At 66.7% G+C, this 19,896-nt stretch carries 17 protein-coding genes; 7 read left to right on the top strand and 10 right to left on the bottom strand.

What is annotated here, in order from left to right:
* Positions 1-14: 14 nt before the first annotated feature.
* Together lpxH and PTT45_RS14845 are read right to left on the bottom strand one after the other, a co-directional pair.
* On the bottom strand, positions 15-734 hold the full coding sequence (gene lpxH / locus PTT45_RS14850) for a UDP-2,3-diacylglucosamine diphosphatase (RefSeq protein WP_273814214.1): 720 nt from the start codon (positions 732-734) through the stop codon (positions 15-17).
* A gap of 4 nt (positions 735-738) precedes the next feature.
* Entirely contained in the window at positions 739-1,233 is a 495-nt protein-coding gene (locus PTT45_RS14845; RefSeq protein WP_273814213.1) for a peptidylprolyl isomerase, read from the bottom strand.
* 192 nt (positions 1,234-1,425) lie between these two features.
* Between PTT45_RS14845 and PTT45_RS14840 the strand changes: the two genes are divergently transcribed.
* Complete coding sequence (locus PTT45_RS14840) at positions 1,426-3,093, top strand: glutamine--tRNA ligase/YqeY domain fusion protein (protein WP_273814212.1); 1,668 nt, start codon at positions 1,426-1,428, stop codon at positions 3,091-3,093.
* Between the two features lie 3 nt (positions 3,094-3,096).
* The gene (gene cysS, locus PTT45_RS14835; RefSeq protein WP_273814210.1) at positions 3,097-4,482 is read left to right on the top strand and encodes a cysteine--tRNA ligase; all 1,386 of its coding nucleotides are present in this window, start codon (positions 3,097-3,099) and stop codon (positions 4,480-4,482) included.
* 63 nt (positions 4,483-4,545) lie between these two features.
* On the opposite strand, the gene PTT45_RS14830 is transcribed toward cysS, so the two are convergent.
* The 4 genes from PTT45_RS14830 to PTT45_RS14815 all read right to left on the bottom strand — a co-directional run bounded on the left by PTT45_RS14830 (position 4,546) and on the right by PTT45_RS14815 (position 9,409).
* Complete coding sequence (locus tag PTT45_RS14830) at positions 4,546-5,775, bottom strand: MFS transporter (protein ID WP_273814209.1); 1,230 nt, start codon at positions 5,773-5,775, stop codon at positions 4,546-4,548.
* A 104-nt stretch (positions 5,776-5,879) separates the two neighbouring features.
* Positions 5,880-7,748 (bottom strand): UvrD-helicase domain-containing protein, encoded by a 1,869-nt coding sequence (locus PTT45_RS14825; RefSeq protein WP_273814208.1) that lies wholly within the window; start codon positions 7,746-7,748, stop codon positions 5,880-5,882.
* A gap of 79 nt (positions 7,749-7,827) precedes the next feature.
* Complete coding sequence (gene ampC, locus PTT45_RS14820; protein WP_273814207.1) at positions 7,828-8,961, bottom strand: class C beta-lactamase; 1,134 nt, start codon at positions 8,959-8,961, stop codon at positions 7,828-7,830.
* A gap of 10 nt (positions 8,962-8,971) precedes the next feature.
* On the bottom strand, positions 8,972-9,409 hold the full coding sequence (locus PTT45_RS14815) for an Lrp/AsnC family transcriptional regulator (RefSeq protein WP_273814206.1): 438 nt from the start codon (positions 9,407-9,409) through the stop codon (positions 8,972-8,974).
* Positions 9,410-9,543: 134 nt separating this feature from the next.
* Here PTT45_RS14815 and PTT45_RS14810 point away from each other — a divergent pair, with 134 nt between their 5' ends.
* A complete protein-coding gene (locus tag PTT45_RS14810) occupies positions 9,544-10,440 on the top strand; it encodes a DMT family transporter (protein ID WP_273814267.1) in 897 nt (298 codons plus the stop codon).
* Positions 10,441-10,446: 6 nt separating this feature from the next.
* On the opposite strand, the gene PTT45_RS14805 is transcribed toward PTT45_RS14810, so the two are convergent.
* Positions 10,447-11,379: a LysR family transcriptional regulator gene (locus tag PTT45_RS14805; RefSeq protein WP_273814204.1), complete on the bottom strand. Its 933-nt coding sequence runs from the start codon at positions 11,377-11,379 to the stop codon at positions 10,447-10,449.
* Positions 11,380-11,499: 120 nt separating this feature from the next.
* Between PTT45_RS14805 and PTT45_RS14800 the strand changes: the two genes are divergently transcribed.
* Positions 11,500-12,249, top strand: a complete 750-nt coding sequence (locus PTT45_RS14800; RefSeq protein WP_273814202.1) for a 3-oxoacyl-ACP reductase family protein — start codon at positions 11,500-11,502, stop codon at positions 12,247-12,249.
* A gap of 63 nt (positions 12,250-12,312) precedes the next feature.
* Here PTT45_RS14800 and PTT45_RS14795 read toward each other — a convergent pair whose 3' ends face one another.
* On the bottom strand, positions 12,313-12,651 hold the full coding sequence (locus PTT45_RS14795) for an FKBP-type peptidyl-prolyl cis-trans isomerase (protein ID WP_192317576.1): 339 nt from the start codon (positions 12,649-12,651) through the stop codon (positions 12,313-12,315).
* Positions 12,652-12,688: 37 nt separating this feature from the next.
* Positions 12,689-13,597, bottom strand: coding sequence for a LysR family transcriptional regulator (locus PTT45_RS14790; protein WP_273814201.1), 909 nt, complete (start codon positions 13,595-13,597; stop codon positions 12,689-12,691).
* A gap of 116 nt (positions 13,598-13,713) precedes the next feature.
* On the opposite strand from PTT45_RS14790, the gene PTT45_RS14785 reads away from it, so the two are divergent.
* Both PTT45_RS14785 and PTT45_RS14780 read left to right on the top strand, forming a co-directional pair.
* On the top strand, positions 13,714-14,544 hold the full coding sequence (locus PTT45_RS14785) for an oxidoreductase (RefSeq protein ID WP_273814200.1): 831 nt from the start codon (positions 13,714-13,716) through the stop codon (positions 14,542-14,544).
* A gap of 142 nt (positions 14,545-14,686) precedes the next feature.
* The gene (locus PTT45_RS14780) at positions 14,687-16,579 is read left to right on the top strand and encodes a putative bifunctional diguanylate cyclase/phosphodiesterase (RefSeq protein WP_273814199.1); all 1,893 of its coding nucleotides are present in this window, start codon (positions 14,687-14,689) and stop codon (positions 16,577-16,579) included.
* 3 nt (positions 16,580-16,582) lie between these two features.
* On the opposite strand, the gene PTT45_RS14775 is transcribed toward PTT45_RS14780, so the two are convergent.
* Positions 16,583-18,424, bottom strand: coding sequence for a sigma-54-dependent Fis family transcriptional regulator (locus PTT45_RS14775; protein ID WP_273814198.1), 1,842 nt, complete (start codon positions 18,422-18,424; stop codon positions 16,583-16,585).
* Between the two features lie 379 nt (positions 18,425-18,803).
* Between PTT45_RS14775 and PTT45_RS14770 the strand changes: the two genes are divergently transcribed.
* Positions 18,804-19,886, top strand: a complete 1,083-nt coding sequence (locus PTT45_RS14770; RefSeq protein ID WP_273814197.1) for an ABC transporter ATP-binding protein — start codon at positions 18,804-18,806, stop codon at positions 19,884-19,886.
* Positions 19,887-19,896: the final 10 nt, after the last annotated feature.

Here is a 19,896-nt window from a genome sequence, read left to right as displayed (position 1 = left end):
AGGCGAGGCGCGAGCTAGAGCGGGAAGGACGCCTGGTGCAGGCCCTGTTCGTCCACCTGCAGGGCCCAACCCTGCTTGTCCCAGTCGCCGAGGACGATGCGCCGGGCCGGCTGGCCGTTCACTTCGAGCTCATGTACGGCGGGGCGATGGGTGTGGCCGTGGATCAGGGTGCGCACGCCGTGTTCGGCCATGACGCGCGGCACTTCGTCCGGGGTCACGTCGATGATCTCGCGGGCCTTCATGCTGGTCTGCGCGCGGCTCTCGCTGCGCAGCTTGCGCGCCAGCTTGTGCCGGGTAGTCAGCGGCAGGTTGCGCAGGATGAACAGGCTGAGCGGGTTGCGCAGCAGGCGGCGCAGCTTCATGTAGCCGACATCCAGGGTGCACAGGCTATCGCCGTGCATCAGCAGCACCAGCTCATCGTTGAAGCGCACCAGGCTCGGCTCTTTCAGCAGGGTGCAACCGGCCTCGCGGCAGAAGGCGCGACCGATCAGGAAGTCGCGGTTGCCGTGCATCAGGAAGATGCGCGTACCGGCATCGCTCAACTCGCGCAGGGCGCGGGCGATGCTGTGCTGGAAGGGCGACATGCCGTCGTCGCCGATCCAGGCCTCGAAGAAGTCGCCGAGGATGTACAGCGCCTCGGCCCCGCGGGCGCGGGTCTGCAGGAAATGCAGAAACGCCCGGGTAATGTCCGGGCGTTCCTCTTCCAGGTGCAGATCGGAGATCAGCAGGATCATCGAATCACTCGACGATTTCAGCCTTCTCGATAATCACGTCTTCCACCGGTACGTCCTGGTGGCCGGACTTCATGGTGGTGGCCACGCCCTTGATCTTCTCGACCACGTCCATGCCTTCGGTCACCTGGCCGAACACGGCGTAGCCCCAACCCTGCATGGTCGGTGCGCTGTGGTCGAGGAAGGTGTTGTCGGCGACGTTGATGAAGAACTGCGCGGAGGCCGAGTGCGGGTCCATGGTGCGGGCCATGGCGACGGTGCCGACCTTGTTCGAGACGCCATTGTTGGCCTCGTTCTTGATCGGGGCGCGGGTGGACTTCTGCTTCATGCCCGGCTCGAAACCGCCGCCCTGGACCATGAAGTTGCTGATCACGCGGTGGAACACGGTGCCGTTGTAGTGGCCGTCACGCACGTACTGCTCGAAGTTGGCAGCGGTTTCCGGGGCCTTGTCGGCGAACAGTTCCAGGGTGATGACGCCGTGGTTGGTGTGCAGCTTGATCATGGAGATGCGCTCTCGAATTCGGGCAAGGCGGGCAGGGCGGCAGCGCGTTCGCGCTAAAAGGCCACTCCCGGTCGCTTTGCGGCTGTCAGGGGGTTGACGGGTTGGGTATCATACGGGCTTTGTCTTGACCGGCCTACCCTGGGGCGAAACCGCCACGGGCCGCGAGCCGCGCACCTCGAAGCTAAGGACATCATGAGCAAGCCCACCGTCGAAAAAGCCGCCAACTTCCTGCGCCCCGTCGTTCAGGCCGATCTGGACAGCGGCAAGCACGCCAAGATCATCACCCGCTTCCCGCCGGAGCCCAACGGCTACCTGCACATCGGCCATGCCAAGTCGATATGCCTGAACTTCGGCCTGGCTCAGGAATTCGGTGGCGAGTGCAACCTGCGCTTCGACGACACCAACCCGGCCAAGGAAGACCAGGAATACATCGACGCGATCAAGAGCGACGTCGAGTGGCTGGGCTTCCAGTGGGCCGGAAAGGAGCGCTATGCCTCCGACTACTTCGACCAGCTGCACGCCTGGGCCGTCGAGCTGATCAAGGCCGGCAAGGCCTTCGTCTGCGACCTGAATGCCGAGGAAATGCGCGAGTACCGCGGCACCCTGACCAGCCCTGGCAAGGACAGCCCGTTCCGCGAGCGCTCGGTAGAAGAGAACCTGGACCTGTTCGCCCGCATGAAGGCCGGCGAGTTCCCGGACGGCGCCCGCTCGCTGCGCGCCAAGATCGACATGACCTCGCGCAACATGAACCTGCGCGACCCGATCCTCTACCGCATCCGTCACGCCCATCACCACCAGACCGGCGACAAGTGGTGCATCTACCCGAGCTACGACTTCACTCACGGTCAGTCGGACGCCATCGAGGGCATCACCCACTCCATCTGCACCCTGGAGTTCGAAGATCACCGCCCGCTGTACGAGTGGTTCCTCGAGCAACTGCCGGTGCCGGCGCAGCCGCGCCAGTACGAGTTCGCCCGCCTCAACCTGAACTACACCATCACCAGCAAGCGCAAGCTCAAGCAGCTGGTTGACGAGAAACACGTCAATGGTTGGGACGACCCGCGCATGTCGACCCTGTCCGGCTATCGCCGCCGTGGCTACACCCCGGCCTCGATCCGCACCTTCTGCGACATGATCGGCGTCAACCGCGCCGGCGGCGTGGTCGATATCGGCATGCTGGAGTTCGCCATCCGCGAGGACCTGGACGCCAACGCCGCGCGCGCCATGTGCGTGCTCAAGCCGCTCAAGGTGGTCATCACCAACTATCCGGAAGGCCAGGTCGAGAACCTCGAACTGCCGCGCCATCCGAAGCAGGACATGGGCGTGCGCGTGCTGCCGTTCAGTCGCGAGATCTTCATCGACGCCAGCGACTTCGAAGAAACCCCTCCGGACGGCTTCAAACGCCTGATCCCGGGTGGCGAAGTGCGCCTGCGCGGCAGCTACGTGATCCGCGCCGACGAGGCGATCAAGGACGCCGCCGGCAATATCGTCGAGCTGCGCTGCTCTTACGACGAGAACACCCTGGGCAAGAACCCCGAAGGCCGCAAGGTCAAGGGCGTGATCCACTGGGTGCCGGCCGCCGAGAGCGTGGAGTGCGAAGTGCGCCTGTACGACCGCCTGTTCCGCTCCGCCAACCCGGAGAAGGACGAAGAGGGCGGCAGCTTCCTCGACAACATCAACCCGGATTCGCTGGTGGTACTCACCGGTTGCCGCGCCGAGCCGTCGCTGGCCAATGCCGGCGTCGAGGAACGCTTCCAGTTCGAGCGCGAAGGCTACTTCGTTGCCGACCTGAAGGACTCGCAGCCCGGCAAACCGGTGTTCAACCGTACCGTCACCCTGCGCGACACCTGGGGAGCCTGATCCATGGCGTTGTCCATCTACAACACCCTGAGCAAGGTCAAAGAGCCGTTCCAGCCGCTGGTGGGCAACCAGGTGCGCATGTACGTGTGCGGCATGACCGTGTACGACTTCTGCCATATCGGCCACGCCCGCGTGATGGTCGCCTTCGACGTGGTCACCCGCTGGCTGCGTCAGCGCGGCTATGACGTGACCTACGTGCGCAACATCACCGATATCGACGACAAGATCATCAAGCGTGCCCAGGAGAACGGTGAGCCGTTCGAGGCCCTGGTCGAGCGCATGATCGCCGCCATGCACGAGGACGAGGCGCGCCTGTCGGTGCTGCGCCCGGACATCGAGCCGCGCGCCACCGGCCATATCGCCGGCATGCACCAGATGATCCAGACCCTGATCGACAAGGGCTACGCCTACGCTCCGGGCAATGGCGATGTGTACTACCGCGTCGGCAAGTTCGTCGGCTACGGCAAGCTGTCGCGCAAGAAGATCGAAGACCTGAAGATCGGTGCACGCATCGAGGTCGACGAAATCAAGCAGGACCCGCTGGACTTCGTTCTGTGGAAAGGCGCCAAGCCGGGCGAGCCGAGCTGGGAGTCGCCGTGGGGCGCCGGTCGTCCGGGCTGGCACATCGAGTGCTCGGTGATGTCCACCTGCTGCCTGGGCGAGACCTTCGACATCCACGGCGGCGGCCCGGACCTGGTGTTCCCGCACCACGAGAACGAGATCGCGCAGAGCGAGGCGGCCACCGGCAAGCTCTACGCCAATGCCTGGATGCACGCCGGCGCGGTGCGCGTGGACGGCGAGAAGATGTCCAAGTCCCTGGGCAACTTCTTCACCATCCGCGAGGTGCTGGAGAAGTACCACCCGGAAGTGGTGCGCTACCTGCTGGTGTCCAGCCACTACCGCAGCCCGATCAACTACTCGGAAGACAGCCTCAAGGAAGCCAAGGGCGCCCTGGAGCGTTTCTACAACGGCCTGAAAGGCCTGCCGGAAGCGGCGCCTGCCGGCGGCGAAGCCTTCGTCGAGCGCTTCGGCGCGGCGATGGACGACGACTTCAACTCGCCGGAAGCCTGCGCCGTGCTGTTCGAGATGATCCGCGAGGTCAACCGCCTGCGTGAGTCGGACCTACAGGCCGCCGCCGGCCTGGCCGCCCAGCTCAAGCAGCTGGCTGGCCTGCTCGGCGTGCTGCAGCTGGAGCCGGATGCGTTCCTCCAGGCTGGCGCTGCCGGCAAGGTCGACGCCGCCGAGGTGGACGCCCTGATCGCCGCGCGCCTGCAGGCCCGTGCCGACAAGAACTGGGCCGAGTCCGACCGCATCCGCGACCAGATCACCGCCATGGGCGTGGTGCTGGAAGACGGCAAGGGCGGCACGACCTGGCGTCTGGCCGAGTAAGTTGCTCCGCTGCATGAAAAAGGCCGCCCTCGGGCGGCCTTTTTCATGGCTGGCGATCAGCGTCTAGCGGTTGTCGAAGCGGGTCACCACCAGCATCTGCAGCAGGGCCATGCCGATCAGGAAGGCGATCACCAGGCTCCAGTTGCCCTGGGCGCTGTGGATCAGCGCCACGGCCGTCATGGCCAGGGCCGAGCCGATATTGCCGACCACCACCAGCAGGGCATTGGCGCTGGCTGCCTGGCGGGTGCCGACCAGCTCTTCCGCCAGCGTCAGCAGCAGGGCATAGCACGGCAGTTGGCACAGGCCGAGCAGCGCCGCGTAGAGCGCGGCGGTGGCCTGGCTCTGGGCGTGGAACAGCAGCCAGATGGTGGTGATGACACCCACACCACAGCCCAGCAGCACGCGCTTTCTGCTCTTCAGCCGTTGTGCCAGCGGTTCCACCAGCACTGAGCCGAACACGCCGCCAGCGATCAGCAGCATGCCCGTCATGGCCAGGGTGCTGGCGTCCAGGCCGTTGCCGGCGAGTATGGGTTCCAGGCACAGCGTCAGCGCATTGAACAGGCCGAAGCCCAGCAACGCGGCCAGCAGCAGTGCCGCCAGGCCGGGGGTATAGAGCAGGTCGAGCCAGCCGGGGCGCGCGTCCTGCACCTGGTCGGTGGTGGCGGGTTTGCCGCTGTCGCCGCTGCAGAGCAGGAACAGCACGCTGGGCACCAGAGATGCCAGGGCAAGGCCGCTCAGGGTGGCCTGCAGGCCATAGCTGGCGAACAGCAGGGGCGGCAGGCCCAGGCCGAGGGCGAGGCCGGCGAACATGCCGGCGGTGGTCAGGCCTATGGCCTTGCCGCGTTCTGCCTCGGGGAACCACTCTGCAGCCATCTTGGCGGCGCCGGTGATGATCAGCGGCTGGCCCAGGGCAATCAGCAACTGGCCGAGCATCAGGCCGGTGAAGGTCTCGCTGGCCAGGCGCACGGGCACGGCCAGGGCCATCAGGGCGATGCCGAGGTGGGTGCCATGGCGAAAGCCGAAGCGATCGATGAAGCGTCCTGCCGGCATCGACAACAGCACGCAGAAGATGGGGAAGATCAGCACGCCGGCGCTGGCCTGCAGCTCCGACAGGCCATACAGCTGCTGGATATGCGACAGCAGGGGAATCAGGTTGGTGACCAGCAGCTGGTTGAGGCAGAGCACCAGCGTGTAGCTGGCGGCTACCAGCCAGCGCTTATGTCGCAGCAGGCCCGGCAGGGCTGGGCTGGCGGCCTGAAGTTTGCTGGTCGAGTCGGTCGGCAGTCTGTCCATCGTCTGCGGTTGCCTCACTGCATGGCTGGGGCCCGAGCGAGCGCCAAGGCTTCAGCGAAGGTAGCGGGGCGACGGGCATCTGCCTAGTCGGGCAATGCGCTTTTTCAGCGCTTGCCCGCGTACCAGATCACCCGGCTGACGCCACGGGTGACAGCCACATAGGCCAGGCGCAGGCTCTCGTCGCGCATGGCCTGGTCGTAGCTGTTGCGGAACAGGCCGCAGTGGGCATACAGCGCGTTGCGCAGCGGATGCGAGTCGGGGCTGCCGCCCTCGTCGAGGATGATCGCCACCTCGCCCTGCAGGCCCTTGGCGCGGTGGATGCTGTAGGCGCGCACCGGCAGGCTCGGGTCCAGCTGGGCCTGCACCTGCTTCAGTGCGTCGTTGCGCCGGCCCAGCAGCAGCACCGGGTTGCGCTCGCGGCTGCCGCGCTGGGCGACGTGCGCGCACTGCGCGGCGATTTCCTGCAGCAGCTCGGGCAACTGGCGCTTGAGGTCGAAGCCCTCAATGCGGCGCACGCCGTGGTCGCCCGGCTGCGTGGCCTTGATCGCCTGGCTGCTCTTGGCCTGCTTGCAGGCGACACCCTGCAGCAGCGCCTCGGCATCGCGCAGGATCGGTTCGATGCTGCGGAAGTTGCTGGTCAGCATCAGCACCTGGCTCTTGGCTTTGCCGCGACTGGGGAAATGGCGATCGAAGTCGAGGAACAGCTCCGGCGAGCTGCCGCGCCAGCCATAGATCGACTGCCAGTCGTCGCCGATGGCCATCAGGCTGACCGCTTTGCCGCGGCCGACCAGGGCGCGGTGCACGGCCTGCAGCCAGTGGACGATCTGCGGCGAGATGTCCTGGAACTCGTCGATCAGCAGATGGCGCAACGGCTCGATGGCCTCCGCCGGCAGCTCCTGCGTGCTGGCCAGGCGCTCGCCAAGCTGGCGGAAGGCTGCATCGAAAGTGGTGACGCCCTGCGCCTGCAGCAGTGCCTGGAAGCGCGTCCAGAAGCTGGAAAGTACCTGCAGGACCAGGCGCTCACGCGGCGCGCAGCCCAGCGTGGCGGCGTCGATATGGTCCGGGCGCAGGCCGAGGCTCTCGGCGAAGCAGCCTTGCTGATAGAGCGCCTCGTACAGTGGTGCGGCGCGCAGCTCGCCGGCCAGGCGCAGGCCCTCTTGCGGAGGCTTGCCGACGGTCTCGGGCATGGCCACGCCGAGCAGCTCATGCACCTGCTGGCGGAAGGCGGCATCGCTGGCGTAGAGCTCGTCGTAGGCCTGGCGCAGCAGGCGCTGTTGCGAGGGTGGCAGGCGGCCGCCGGCGGGGGCGTCCGGCTCCTCGCTGGCGCCGTTACCGAGCTGCTCGAACCAGTTCGGCGCGCCCAACAGCAGCTTGGCCTGCTGCGCCATGGCCGAGTGGAAGGTGCGCACGCACTGACGTGCCAGGGCTTCGTCGAAAGGGAACTGCCAGAAGGCCAACAGGCGCAGCAGCTGGCTACGCAGCTCGGCGCAGGAGGCGTTGGTGAAGGAGATCACCGTAAGGCTGGCGGCGGGAATCTGCAGGTGGCAGAGCATGAACACCACGCGCAGCAGCAGGGTGCTGGACTTGCCCGAGCCGGCGCCCGCGAAGATGCGCGCCAGCGGGGCGCGGCAGAGGATCATCGTCCACTGCTCGTCGGATGGCGCACCAATCAGCCCGGCCGCCACCGCCTCGGCGACGCGAGCACGCATGGCGGCGATCTGGCTCTCGTCGACCTTCAGGCGGGCGCTGGAATAGATGCCGGTGGTTGCAGGGGCAGGGCCATCGCTGGCCTTCTTCTTGCGCCCGCTCGCCTTGCTCTTGCCGCTGCTGGCGGGGCGCTTGGCGCGCGGTTGCGGCTGGCGCAGCCGGGCCGCGGCCTCGCGTTCGGCGCGCAGGTATTCGGTGGTGCGGGGGAAGTAGCGCGCCAGGGCGTTGGAGAACAGCGCCTTGTAGCGTTTGACGGCGGACAGCATGGCAACTCGGAAAGCAGATGCGGCCGGCCATCATACGGGCTTTCCGCCCCCGGCTGGAGCCTGGCAATGGGCCAGCGGCTCAGGGCTCCAGCGTGCCGAGGATCTGCAGAGCGACGCGTACCCGCTCGGCATTCGGGTAGTTGCGGTTGGCCAGGATCACCAGGCCGGTGGCGCGGGCCGGCAACAGCACCACGTAGGCGCCGAAGCCATTGGTCGAGCCGGTCTTGTTTAGCAGTAGGTCACCCTCGGCAGGTTGCGGCTTGGCAAAGCGCTCGACGGCATGTGGCTCCAGGGCCATCTGCGACGAGTTGCCGGCCTGCAGGCGCTGCAGGGTGATGGGGTAGGCGTAGCGCTCCCAGCCCAGGCCCTGGCTCATGTCGCCAACTCGGTAGTAGCCCTGGTGGGTGGTGGCGATGGCCTGGCGCAGCGGTGCCGGCAGCTGCGACGGATCGAGGTTGGCCTCGACGAAGCGCAGCATGTCGGCGGCCGTGGACTTCACTCCGTAGGCCTCGGCATCCAGCGGGCCCGGCTGCACGCGGATCGCCTTCTCCTCGCGATAGCCCCAGGCGTAGCGCGCCATTTGCGCCTGCGGCACGCGCACATGGCTCTCGCGCATGCCCAGTTGCGGGAAGAGTTGGTGCTCCAGCAACTGGTCGAACGGCTCGCCCAGGCTGGTGGCGGCCAGGTGGCCGAACAAGCCGATGCTGGGGTTGGAGTACAGGCGCTGGCTGCCGGCGGGGTAGGCGGGTTGCCAGGCGCGGTAGTAGTCGAGCATCTGCTGCTCGTTGTGCACGGCATCCGGGAATTGCAGCGGCAGGCCGCCGGGCGTGTAGGTGGCCAGGTCGAGCAGGCTGACCTTGTCGAAGGCAGTGCCGCGCAGCGTCGACAGATGCTGGCTGGCCGGGTCGTCCAGGCGCAGCTTGCCTTCGGCCTGGGCATAGGCGCCGAGGGTGGCGCTGAACAGCTTGCTCACCGAGCCCTGCTCGAACAGCGTGTGCTCATTCACCGCCTGGCCGCTGTCGCGGGAGGCGACGCCGTAGTTGAAGAAGTGGCGCTCGCCCTTGTGCACGATGGCTACGGCTAGGCCGGGAATCCGGTACTGCTCGATGGCCGGCTGCACGGCGGCATCGACAACGGCGCGCAGCTCATTCGGCTGCGCCAGGGCCGTCTGGCCGATCAGCAGCAGGGCCAGCGCAGTGGTTCTGAATCGCATGGGTATTCCTTCAGTTCATCGGCGGCAGTCGGCGCGGCACCGAGGTCTTCTTGACGATGGCGGTGTTGGTCTCGGCGTAGGCGTTGATGCGGTCCAGCAGCTCGTCGAGCTGCTCCATGGAGCGCACCTGCAGGCGGGCGACGAAGCAGTCCTCGCCGGTGATCTTGTCGCACTCGGTGAACTCGGGGATCGACTGGATCTGCCGCTCCACCTCGTGCAGCTTGCCGGGCAGCGGGCGCACGCGGACGATGGCCTGCAGCTGGTAGCCGAAGTGGCGCGGGTCCACTTCCACCCGGTAGCCCTTGATCACGCCGCGTTCTTCCAGGCGGCGCAGGCGCTCGGCCACGCTGGGCGAGGACAGGCCACTGATCTGCGCCAGCGCCTTGAGCGAGCGGCGCGAGTCTTCCATCAAGGCGTTGAGCAGAAGCTGGTCGATTTCGTCGGTCATGGCGTGCTCGTAAGGCTATTTCAGGAAAGTGCCTTTGCAATAAAGGCAGTACTGCAGTTTCGCCTTAGATTAGCCCTGGATGCGCCAGTGCGGGTAGCCGAATAATGAGCGCACCCCAACCGGAGACTCCGACCATGGACAAGACCCTCAAGCGCGGCTCGCTGGAAATGATCGCGGCGATGCTGATTTCCGGCACCATCGGCTGGTTCGTCCTGGTCTCCGGCCAGTCCGTGGTCGACGTGGTGTTCTGGCGCTGCGTGATCGGCGGCGCGATGTTGCTGCTGGTGTGCGCCGCGCTCGGCCTGCTGCGTCGCAAGCTGCTGAGTCGCCGGGTGCTGATCCTGGCGCTGGTCAGCGGGGTAGCCATCGTCGGTAACTGGCTGCTGCTGTTCGCCTCCTACTCCAAGGCGTCCATCGCCATCAGCACGGCGGTGTACAACGTCCAGCCGTTCATGCTGGTGGGCCTGGCGGCGCTGTTCCTCGGCGAGCGCATCACCCTGGCCAAGCTGGCCTGGCTGGGCGTGGCCTTCCTCGGCATGCTGGCCATCGTCAGCGCCCATGGCGACACCGGCACCTCGGGCGAGAACTACCTGCTGGGCATCGCTCTGGCCCTGGGCGCTGCGCTGCTCTATGCCGTGGCGGCGCTGATCGTCAAACGCCTCTCCGGCACGCCCCCGCACCTGATCGCGCTGGTCCAGCTGCTCACCGGCATCCTCATGCTGGCGCCGCTGGCCAGTTACCAGTTGCCCGAGCAGCCGCAGGCCTGGGCCAGCCTGGCGGCCCTGGGCATCCTGCATACCGGGGTGATGTACATGCTGCTGTACAGCGCCATCCAGAAACTGCCGACGGCGCTGACCGGGGCGCTGTCGTTCATCTATCCGATCGCGGCGATCTTCGTCGACTGGCTAGCCTTCGGTCATCGCCTCAGCCCGCTGCAGTGGCTGGGCGTGGCGGCCATCCTGCTGGCGGCGGCCGGCATGCAGCAGGGCTGGAGTTTGCGGCGGCGCCTGCAGGTCGCCGAGGCGAAGTAGGGTTGGCTAGGTGCGCCGGCGGGCGTCGAAACGCTCCGCCCACTTGTGTTCGCGGAAGCGCTCGACGATGAAGTCGATGAACACCCGCGTCTTGGCCGGCAGCAGCTTCTGCGCGCTGAAGTACAGGCTCAGGCTGCCGGTGTCCACGTACCAGTCCGGCAGCACTCGCTGCAGGCTGCCGCTCTGCAGATAAGGCAGCGCGTGCACGGTGCTGATCAGGGTCACGCCCAGGCCCTGCAGAGCCGCGTGGCAGGCCGCCTCGGGGTCGTTCATGGTCATGCGCCGGGTCAGCTCGAAGCTGGCCTGGCGGTCGTCGCGGGTACGTAGCGGCCAGCTGCGCACCCGCCCGGTCTGCGGCGAACGCAGGAGGATGCCGGCGTGCGGGGCCAAGTCCTCCGGCTGCTCGATGGGCGCATGCTGGGCGAGGTATTCCGGCGAGGCCAGCAGCACCCGGTGGGCCGGCGCCAGCTGCCGGGCAATCGCCCCGGGTGGCAGCTCGAAGCCACCGCCGAGGGCGGCGTCGAAGCCTTCGCCGATCAGGTCCACGGCGCGGTTGTCGAAGTGCCAGTCGGGCACTATCGCCGGGTAGCGCGCCAGGAAGTCGGACAGGTGCGGCATGATGTAGTCGCGGCCGAAGGCCACGCCCATGCTCACCTTGAGGGTGCCCGCCGGCTGCCCCTGGCTGCTGGCCAGGTTGGCCACCGCGCCCTGGATGCTGGCCAGCCCTCCACTCACCTCCGCCAGAAAGCGCTCGCCAGCCTCGGTCAGGGTCAGGCGCCGGGTGCTGCGCAGGAACAGACGCACGCCGAGGTTGGATTCCAGGCGAGCCACATTCTTGCCCACTGCCGCAGGCGTCAGGCCCAGGCGCCGCGCGGCCTCGGCGAAGCTGCTGGCCTCTGCGGCGCGGACGAAGCACTCGATGCTGCTGAGGGTTTCCATGGGTTCTCCATAAACCATTGGTATCGACTGAATATAGCGATTGCCAGCTTATCGGTTGTGAGTGGTAGGTGAATACTGGGGCCGTCTTACACACCAACCCCCAGATTCAGGAGATTCAAAATGAGCACCAACAAAACCCTCGAAGGCAAAGTCGCATTCATCCAAGGTGGTTCCCGTGGTATCGGCGCCGCCATCGCCCAACGCCTGGCGAAGGAGGGCGCTGCTGTCGCCCTGACCTACGTGTCCTCCGCCGCCGGTGCCCTTGACGTGGTGCAGGCCATCGAAGCCGCTGGTGGCCGCGCCATCGCCATCCAGGCCGACAGCCGCGACGAGCAGGCCATCCGCGCCGCCATCCGTCACACCGTGGAAAGCTTCGGTCGCCTCGACATCCTGGTGAACAACGCCGGCGTACTGGCCATCGCGCCCATCGAGGAATTCAGCATCGGCGACCTGGACCGCACTCTGGACGTGAACGTGCGCAGCGTGGTGATCGCCAGCCAGGAAGCCGCCCGTGTGATGGGTGACGGCGGCCGCATCATCACCATCGGCAGCACCAACGCCGAGCGCATGCCCTTCGGCGGCGGCTCGGTCTACGCCCTGAGCAAGGCTGCGGTGGCCGGTTTCACCAAGGGCCTGGCCCGTGACCTGGGGCCGCGCGGCATCACCGTCAACAACGTGCAGCCGGGCCCGGTGGATACCGACATGAACCCGGACAACAGTGACTTCGCCGAAGCGCTGAAGCAGACCATGGCGCTGCCGCGCTACGGCAAGGCGGAGGAGATCGCCAGCTTCGTGGCCTACCTGGCCGGCCCCGAGGCGGCCTACATTACCGGCGCCAACCTGACCATCGATGGTGGCTTCTCCGCCTGAGGTGCCAGAAACGACAACGCCCGTCGCATACGCGATGGGCGTTGTCGTTTCCGCGCAGCTGAATCAGTCGTCGCGGGTCAGTACTTCCAGCAGCTCGATCTCGAACACCAGGTTGGAGTTCGGCGGGATGGAGCCAACCTGGCGCTCGCCATAACCCAGGTGCGCCGGCACCCACAGCTTGCGCTTGCCGCCGACCTGCATGCCCATCAGGCCCTGGTCCCAGCCCTGGATCACCCGACGCGTACCGATCACGCACTGGAACGGCTTGCCGCGCGAGTAGGAGGAATCGAATTCGCTGCCGTCCTCCAGCCAGCCGCGGTACTGGGTGGTGATCAACGCACCCTTGACGGCGGCCTTGCCGCTACCGATCTCCAGGTCTTCGATTTTCAGTTCGTCGCTCATGTTTCTGCTCGCGAATGGTTGGACTGGCGGCGTTTTGTCAGGGATTGGCGCTGTTGGCAAGTGTGGCGCGGGCGAAGTCGATGAAAGCGCGCAGCGCCGCCGGCACATGGCGGCGGCTCGGGTAGTAGAGGTGCAGGCCGGCGTAGTAGGGGCACCAGTCGCCGAGCGCCTGGACCAAGCGGCCGTCGGCGATCGGCTCGCGGACCATTTCCTCGAACACGTAGGCGAGGCCGACACCCTGCAGCGCCGGCTCGACCATCAGGCCCACGTCGTCCAGGGTCAGCGGGCCTTCCACCTCAATCTCCAGGGCGATGCCGCCACGCTCGAATTCCCAGCGGTAGAAGTTGCCACCGGGAAAACGGTGGCGGATGCAGGGCAGGCCATGCAGATCTTCGGGCTTCTGTGGAGCGGTATGGCGCTCGAACAGGGCGGGCGCACCGACCACCACCGAGCGCATGCGCGGGCCGATGGGCAGCGAGACCATGTCCGCCTCCAGGCGCTCGCCGAAGCGTACGCCGGCGTCGAAGCCGGCCGAGACCACATCGACCATGCCATCGTCGGCCACCAGTTCCAGGCGCACGTCCGGGTAGGCGGCGAGGAAGCGCCCCACCAGCGGCAGCAGGACCAGCTGGATGGCGGCGCGGCCGGCATTGATACGCAGGCTGCCGGAGGGTTTGTCGCGGAAGTTGTTGAGGTCTTCCAGGGCGTCGGCGATGTCGCGGAACGCCGGGCGCACCCGCGCCTGCAGGCGCTCGCCGGCCTCGGTCAGCGCCACGCTGCGGGTGGTGCGGTTGAACAGGCGCACGCCCAGGCGTTCCTCCAGCCCGCGCAGGGCATGGCTCAGCGCCGAGGGCGTGAGGCCCAGGTCTACCGCAGCGCGGGCGAAGCTGAGGTGCTGGGCGATGGCCAAGAAGATCGCCAGGTCGGTGGGGGAGACGTTCTTCATTGATGAAATTTACTCAGCAAGTCATGCAATTTTATTGGGATTATCACATCAGTACCCCAGCCCTAGAGTGTCGTCAACGGCCCGCGTGGTGCGGGACGACATCCGAGGAATTCGATATGCGTACCTGGCTGATTACTGGAGCTTCCCGTGGTTTCGGCGCACTGATCGCCGAACAGGCCCTCAACGCCGGCGATGCCGTCATCGCCACCGCCCGCAAGCCCGTCGACGTCACCGCCCGCCTGGGCGAGCATCCCAACCTGCTGGCCGTGCGCCTGGACGTGACCCGCGAGGACGAGGCCTTTGAAGCCGTCGCTGCCGGCATCGCCCGCTTCGGCCGCATCGACGTGCTGATCAACAATGCCGGCTTCGGCGTGCTGGGTGCGGTGGAAGAAACCAGCGCGACGGAGACCGAGCGGCTGTTCGCCACCAACGTGTTCGGCGTGCTCAACGTCACCCGCGCCGCGCTGCCGCACATGCGCCGCCAGCGCTCCGGCCACGTCATCAACATCTCGTCGCTGGGCGGCTACCAGGCCTACATGGGCTGGGGCGTGTACGGCTCCACCAAGTTTGCCGTGGAAGGCATCAGTGAGGCGCTGCAGCAGGAGATCGCGCCGCTCGGCATCCACGTCACCGTGGTCGAGCCGGGGTTCTTCCGTACCGACTTCCTCGACGAGCAGTCGCTGGTGAAGACCGCCCTGGAACTGGCTGACTACGACGAGACGGTCGGCGCCATGCGTCAGTTCGCCAGCTCGGCCAACCACGCCCAGCCGGGCGACCCGGCGAAGTTCGCCGAGGCCATGCTGGTGCTGGCCAATGCCGAGCAACCACCGCTGCGCCTGCCGCTGGGTAGCGATGCGGTGGCGCGCATCGAGCAGAAGCATGCGCAGGTCGAGACCGAGCTGCAGGCCTGGCGCAGCCTGTCGCTGTCCACCGACTTCGCTGTCTGAGTGGTAGCAGACACAACAGCCGCGCTCCTGCGCGGCTGTTGTGTTTCGGCGACCTGTCCCCATTGGTCTACTTGTACGATCACCCGGTTATTGGCTAGGGTGCAGGCCCTATCGCAGCAGTCGCTCATGGATGACAGCAGTTATGACGCGTGCGCAAAACCCTTCGACGCTCGATGCCCACGGCGATCCGCTCGAGCGGCGCCTGCAGGCGCAACGGCTGCTGCAGATTGCCAATGTGCAGTGTGTGGTGATGCTGTGTGTCGGCCTGGAACGGGTGATGTCTGGGCTCTGGCTGGACGTCGGTCTGATCGGGCTGGCACTGCTGATCGTGCTGGGTGGGCGGCGGCTGATCGGGCGCGGGCAGGTGAACCTCGCCATGACGATGATCCTGTTCAGCCTCACGGTGCTGGTCTCGGTGTCGCTGTGGTTCAGCCAGGGGCTCTATAGCGGCGCGGTGCTATGTTTCCCGGGCATTCTGATCGTCGCCGGCATGGTCGCGCCGCTGCGCCTGTTCATCGGCCTGCTGCTGAGCATCCTGGCGGTGGTGGCCTTCCTCACTTACGCCGCGCTCAGCGGGTTGCAGAGTTTCACGCCGTTACCCCTGGGGGTTGGCCGCATGGTCAATGTCAGCGCGGTGCTGGTGATGTGCGCGGTGGCCGTCTGGCTGCTGGCCAACGACCTGCGCAAGACTCTGCTGCGCCTGCAGCAGGAGATCGTGCGGGTGAAGGACTCCGAGGCCAGCTTCACCCACCTGGCCCAGCACGACGCTCTGACCAACCTGCCCAACCGCCTGCTGATCCGTGACCGCATGGAGCAGGCCATCGGCCACGCCCGTCGCGACGGCCGCCAGGTGGCGCTGCTGTTCCTCGACCTGGACAACTTCAAGACCATCAATGACTCCCTCGGCCACGCCGCCGGCGACGAGCTGCTGCAGGAGGTGGCGCGGCGCCTGCGCGAGACCCTGAGCGACATCGACACGGTGAGCCGCCAGGGCGGCGACGAGTTCCTCATGGTGCTGGCCGACGTCGACGACCTGGCCTCAGTATCCTCGCTGGCCGCCCGGCTGCAGCAGCGCCTGGCCCAGCCGCTGTCGCTCAAGGGCATGCAGATAGTCACCTCGATCTCCATCGGTATCTCGATGTTCCCCGGCGACGGTGAGGACTTCGAGACGCTGCTCAAGCATGCCGACGTGGCCATGTACCAGGCCAAGTCGGCGGGGCGCAACGCCTACTGCTTCTTCGATGAGCGCATGAACGCCGACAACCGCGAGCGCCTGGCCCTGGAGCTGGACCTGCGCCAGGCGCTGAGCCGCGACGAGTTCGTACTGCACTATCAGCCGATCATCGACCTGCACAGCGGGCGCCTGCTGGCGGTCGAGGCGCTGCTGCGCTGGCAGCACCCCGAACTCGGCATGCTCGGCCCGAATCGCTTCATCCCGGTGGCCGAGCAGTCCGGTCTGATCGTCGAGATCGGCGAGTGGGTGCTCAACGAGGCCTGCCGCCAGTCCATGCTCTGGCAGGCCGCCGGCCTGCCGCGCTTCGCCGTGTCGCTCAACCTCTCGGCGGTGCAGTTCCGCCGCGGCAACCTCGAGGACGTGGTGGCGGGCGCGCTGACCCGTTTCGGCCTGAGTCCCGCCTGCCTGGACCTGGAACTGACCGAGTCGATCCTGCTGCAGGATTGCGCGCAGCTGGCGCGTCTCAAGGAGTTGGGGGTGAAGCTGTCGATCGACGACTTCGGCACCGGCTACTCCAGCCTGGCCTACCTGCAGCGCTTCCAGGTCGACAAGCTGAAGATCGACCAGTCCTTCATTCACGGCCTCGGCGACAACCCGCAGAATCAGGCCATCGTCACCGCCATCGTGCAGATGGCCCACAGCCTGGGCCTGCAGACCACGGCCGAGGGCATCGAGGACGAGGCGACCCGCGGGCTGCTGGCCGAACTGGGCTGCGACCAGGGCCAGGGCTTCCTGTTCGCCCGGCCCATGCCGGCGGCGGAACTTACCGCCTTTGCCCGGCGCGAGTCGCTGTCGGTCTAGCGTTCAGACCTTCAGGCCCTGCTCGCGCAGGCGCTTGTACAGGGTGTTGCGGCTCAGCCCCAGGCTGCGCGCCAGGTGCGAGATATTGCCGCCGCAGGCCTGGTATTGGCTGGCCAGGTCGCCGGCTTCGATCAGTGGTTCGCCGGCGGGCGGGCTGTCGGGCTCGGTTTCCAGGTCGGCGAAGAAGTCGTCCGGCAGGTGTTCGGCGTGGATCGGCTGGTCCTCGGCCATGGCCAGGGCGATCTGCATCACGCTGCTCAGCTGGCGCAGGTTGCCGGGCCAGGGGTGACGCAGGAACAGCTCTTGCACCTCGCGGCTGAGGCCGGCCCACTGGCTGGGTTCGCGGTGGTGCTCCCATACGCGCTGGAACAGCGCGGCCTTGTCGGTTCGCTCACGCAGCGGCGGCAATTCCAGGTTGAGGCCGCTGATGCGGTAGTAGAGGTCGGCGCGGAACAGCCCGGCCTCCACATCCTGGCGTAGCGGGCGGTTGGTCGCCGAGACCAGGCGGATATCCACCGGGTAGGGCTCGCCGCCGCCCAGCGGCTGCACGCTGCGTTCCTGCAGCACTCGCAGCAGGCGGGCCTGTACGGCCAGCGGCATGTCGCCGACCTCGTCGAGGAACAGGGTGCCTCGGTGTGCCTTGCGGATCAGGCCGATGCTGCCCTTCTGGCTGGCGCCGGTGAAGGCGCCTTTCTCGTAGCCGAACAACTCGGACTCCACCAGTTCGGCGGGAATCGCTGCGCAGTTCACTGCGATTAGCGGCTGGCCGGCGCGCGAGCTGGCGTTGTGCAGCGCTTTGACGAACACCTCCTTGCCGGCGCCGGTTTCGCCCTGGATGAGGATCGGGATGTCCTTCTCCACCAGGCGTTCGGCCTGGCGCACGGCTTTGTCCACCCGCGGGTCGCCGAGGTTGATGTTGGCCAGGGTGAAACCTGCCTGCTGCTGGACCTGCGGCATCTGCGGGCGGAAGTCGCGCGGCTGGATACGCGGCTTGCGTGGGCGTTTGATCAGGCCGTGGAAGCGATAGCGGCCGGCGGCGCGCAGGGCGAAGGGCAGGCTCTCCGGCTGGTTGAGCAGCTGCTGCAGCGGCACGTCGAACAGGCTCTCGATGTTCACCCGCGACAGGCCGACGCCGAGCAGGCTGTCGGCGCGGCGATTGGCCGAGACGATCTGCCCGGCCTCGTCGAACACCAGCAGGCCGGCCCACTGGCTGTCCAGGTTGTCCAGGCTGGTGTTGAAGCTGAGCTGGAAATAGTCGTCCTTGAACAGGTTGAGGATCAGCCGGTTCTCCACCGACTGGCTCATCATCTTGACCATGCCCAGGGTATGGGCGGGCGGCAGGTAGCTGTCGCTGGAGACGTCGAGCACGCCGATCATCTGCCGGGTGGCGTCGAAGATCGGTGAGGCCGAGCCGGTCATGAAGCGATTGGCCTTGAGGAAATGCTCGTCGCGCTGGATGTGCACCGCCTGGCCGCAGGCCAGCGCCGTGCCGATGGCGTTGGTGCCGCTTTGGCGCTCCTGCCACAGGGCACCGGGGATGAAGCCGACGGCCTGGGCCGGCTCGACGAAGCGGCGGTCGCCCCAGGACTGCAGCAGCTGGCCCTGGTTATCGGCCAGCATGATCAGGCAGTTGGAGTTGGCCAGGATGTTCTCGTAGTAGGGCAGCACCTCCTGGTGGGTGGTCTGCACCAGGAAATGCTGGCTCTCCAGCAGGGCCGAGACTTCGCCAGGCGCGGCCTGGCCGAAGGCCGGCTGGCTCTGGTGGGTGAGGCCGAAGTCGCGGCAGCGGCTCCAGGAATCGCGAACGATGGCGTCGTGGCTCGGCGCCGGGGCAGTAGCAGTCATGGGGTATCGCCTGGTTCTTGTTTTTATAGGTACAGCTTCCGTGCTGGCGTCGCCGTTACTGCAATGGGCTGGCCGCTGGGAGTGCCTTGCTCTCCCGGCCCCTGTCTCCGCGGGCGGGGCAGGGGGAAGCGTTCGCCCAGTGTTGTTCATGGCTGTTCAAAGTCAAAGGCCGAATTGTTCAGTTGTTCAGCTTTCACTGTTCAAAACTGTTCAGGCTGCGGCGTGCCACTCACCGCGCCTTATGGATGATTCCTTGTAGATCAACGAGATGGCCGGTTTTCGCTTGCGCGCATCGGCGCTGGCACGAATGTCGCCTTATGCCAGTGCCGACCGCGAGGCTCCTTCGCGGCGGCGGGCGAAATAACCATAAGGACACGCCATGTCGTTAACGCTGGAACATGTCTGCCGCGTGGTCGACCAGCAGGTCTATATCGACGACGCCTGCCTGAGCTTCGAACCGGGCTCCTTCAACGTGCTGGTGGGCCGCACGCTCGCCGGCAAGACCTCGCTGATGCGCCTGATGGCCGGGCTGGACAAGCCCAGCAGCGGCCGCATCCTGATGCACGGCGCCGACGTCACCGGCGTGCCGGTGCGCCAGCGCAACGTGTCGATGGTCTACCAGCAATTCATCAACTACCCGAACCTGACGGTGTTCGAGAACATCGCCTCGCCACTGCGCCAGGCCGGTGTGGCCAAGGCGGAGATCGAGCGCAAGGTGCAGGAAACCGCGCAGATGCTACGCATCGAGAAGTTCCTCAAGCGCTACCCGCTGGAGCTGTCCGGCGGCCAGCAGCAGCGCACGGCGATGGCCCGCGCACTGGTCAAGGATGCCGACCTGGTGCTGTTCGACGAGCCGCTGGTGAACCTCGACTACAAGCTGCGCGAGGAGCTGCGCCAGGAGATGCGCGAGCTGTTCCGCACCCGTCGCAGCATCGCCATCTACGCCACCACCGAGCCCAACGAGGCGCTGGCCCTGGGCGGCACCACCACCATCCTGCACGAAGGCCGGGTGATCCAGAGTGGCAGGACCACCGAGGTCTACCACCGGCCGCAGCAGGTGCTGTCCGCCGAGCTGTTCTCCGAGCCGCCGATCAACCTGATGCACGGGCGCATCAGCGATGGCGAGGTGAGCTTCGAGGACTTCGTGCATTTCCCGCTGACCGCCGAGCTGCGTGGCCTGGCGGAAGGGTTGTACCGCTTTGGCGTGCGCCCCGGGCACATCGGCCTGGTGCCATCCAATGACGACGACCTGGAGCTGGCGGTGACCGTCGAGCTGGCCGAGATCAGTGGCTCGGAGACCTTCCTGCACGTGCGCAGCGAGCACTTCGCCCTGGTCCTGCATCTGCAGGGCGTGCACGAGTACGACGTGGACGCTCCGATCCGCATCTACATCCCGACCCACAAGCTGTTCGTTTTCGATACCCGGGACCAACTGGTCCTGGCGCCGATCCGCCGGTCCTGAGGAGCGCACC

The sequence above is a fragment of the Pseudomonas sp. Gutcm_11s genome (genome assembly GCF_028649395.1).
In the GTDB taxonomy this organism is placed as follows: domain Bacteria; phylum Pseudomonadota; class Gammaproteobacteria; order Pseudomonadales; family Pseudomonadaceae; genus Aquipseudomonas.
The sequence above is the reverse complement of the archived record's forward strand: the minus strand, read 5'-3'. Positions and strand labels throughout refer to the sequence as shown.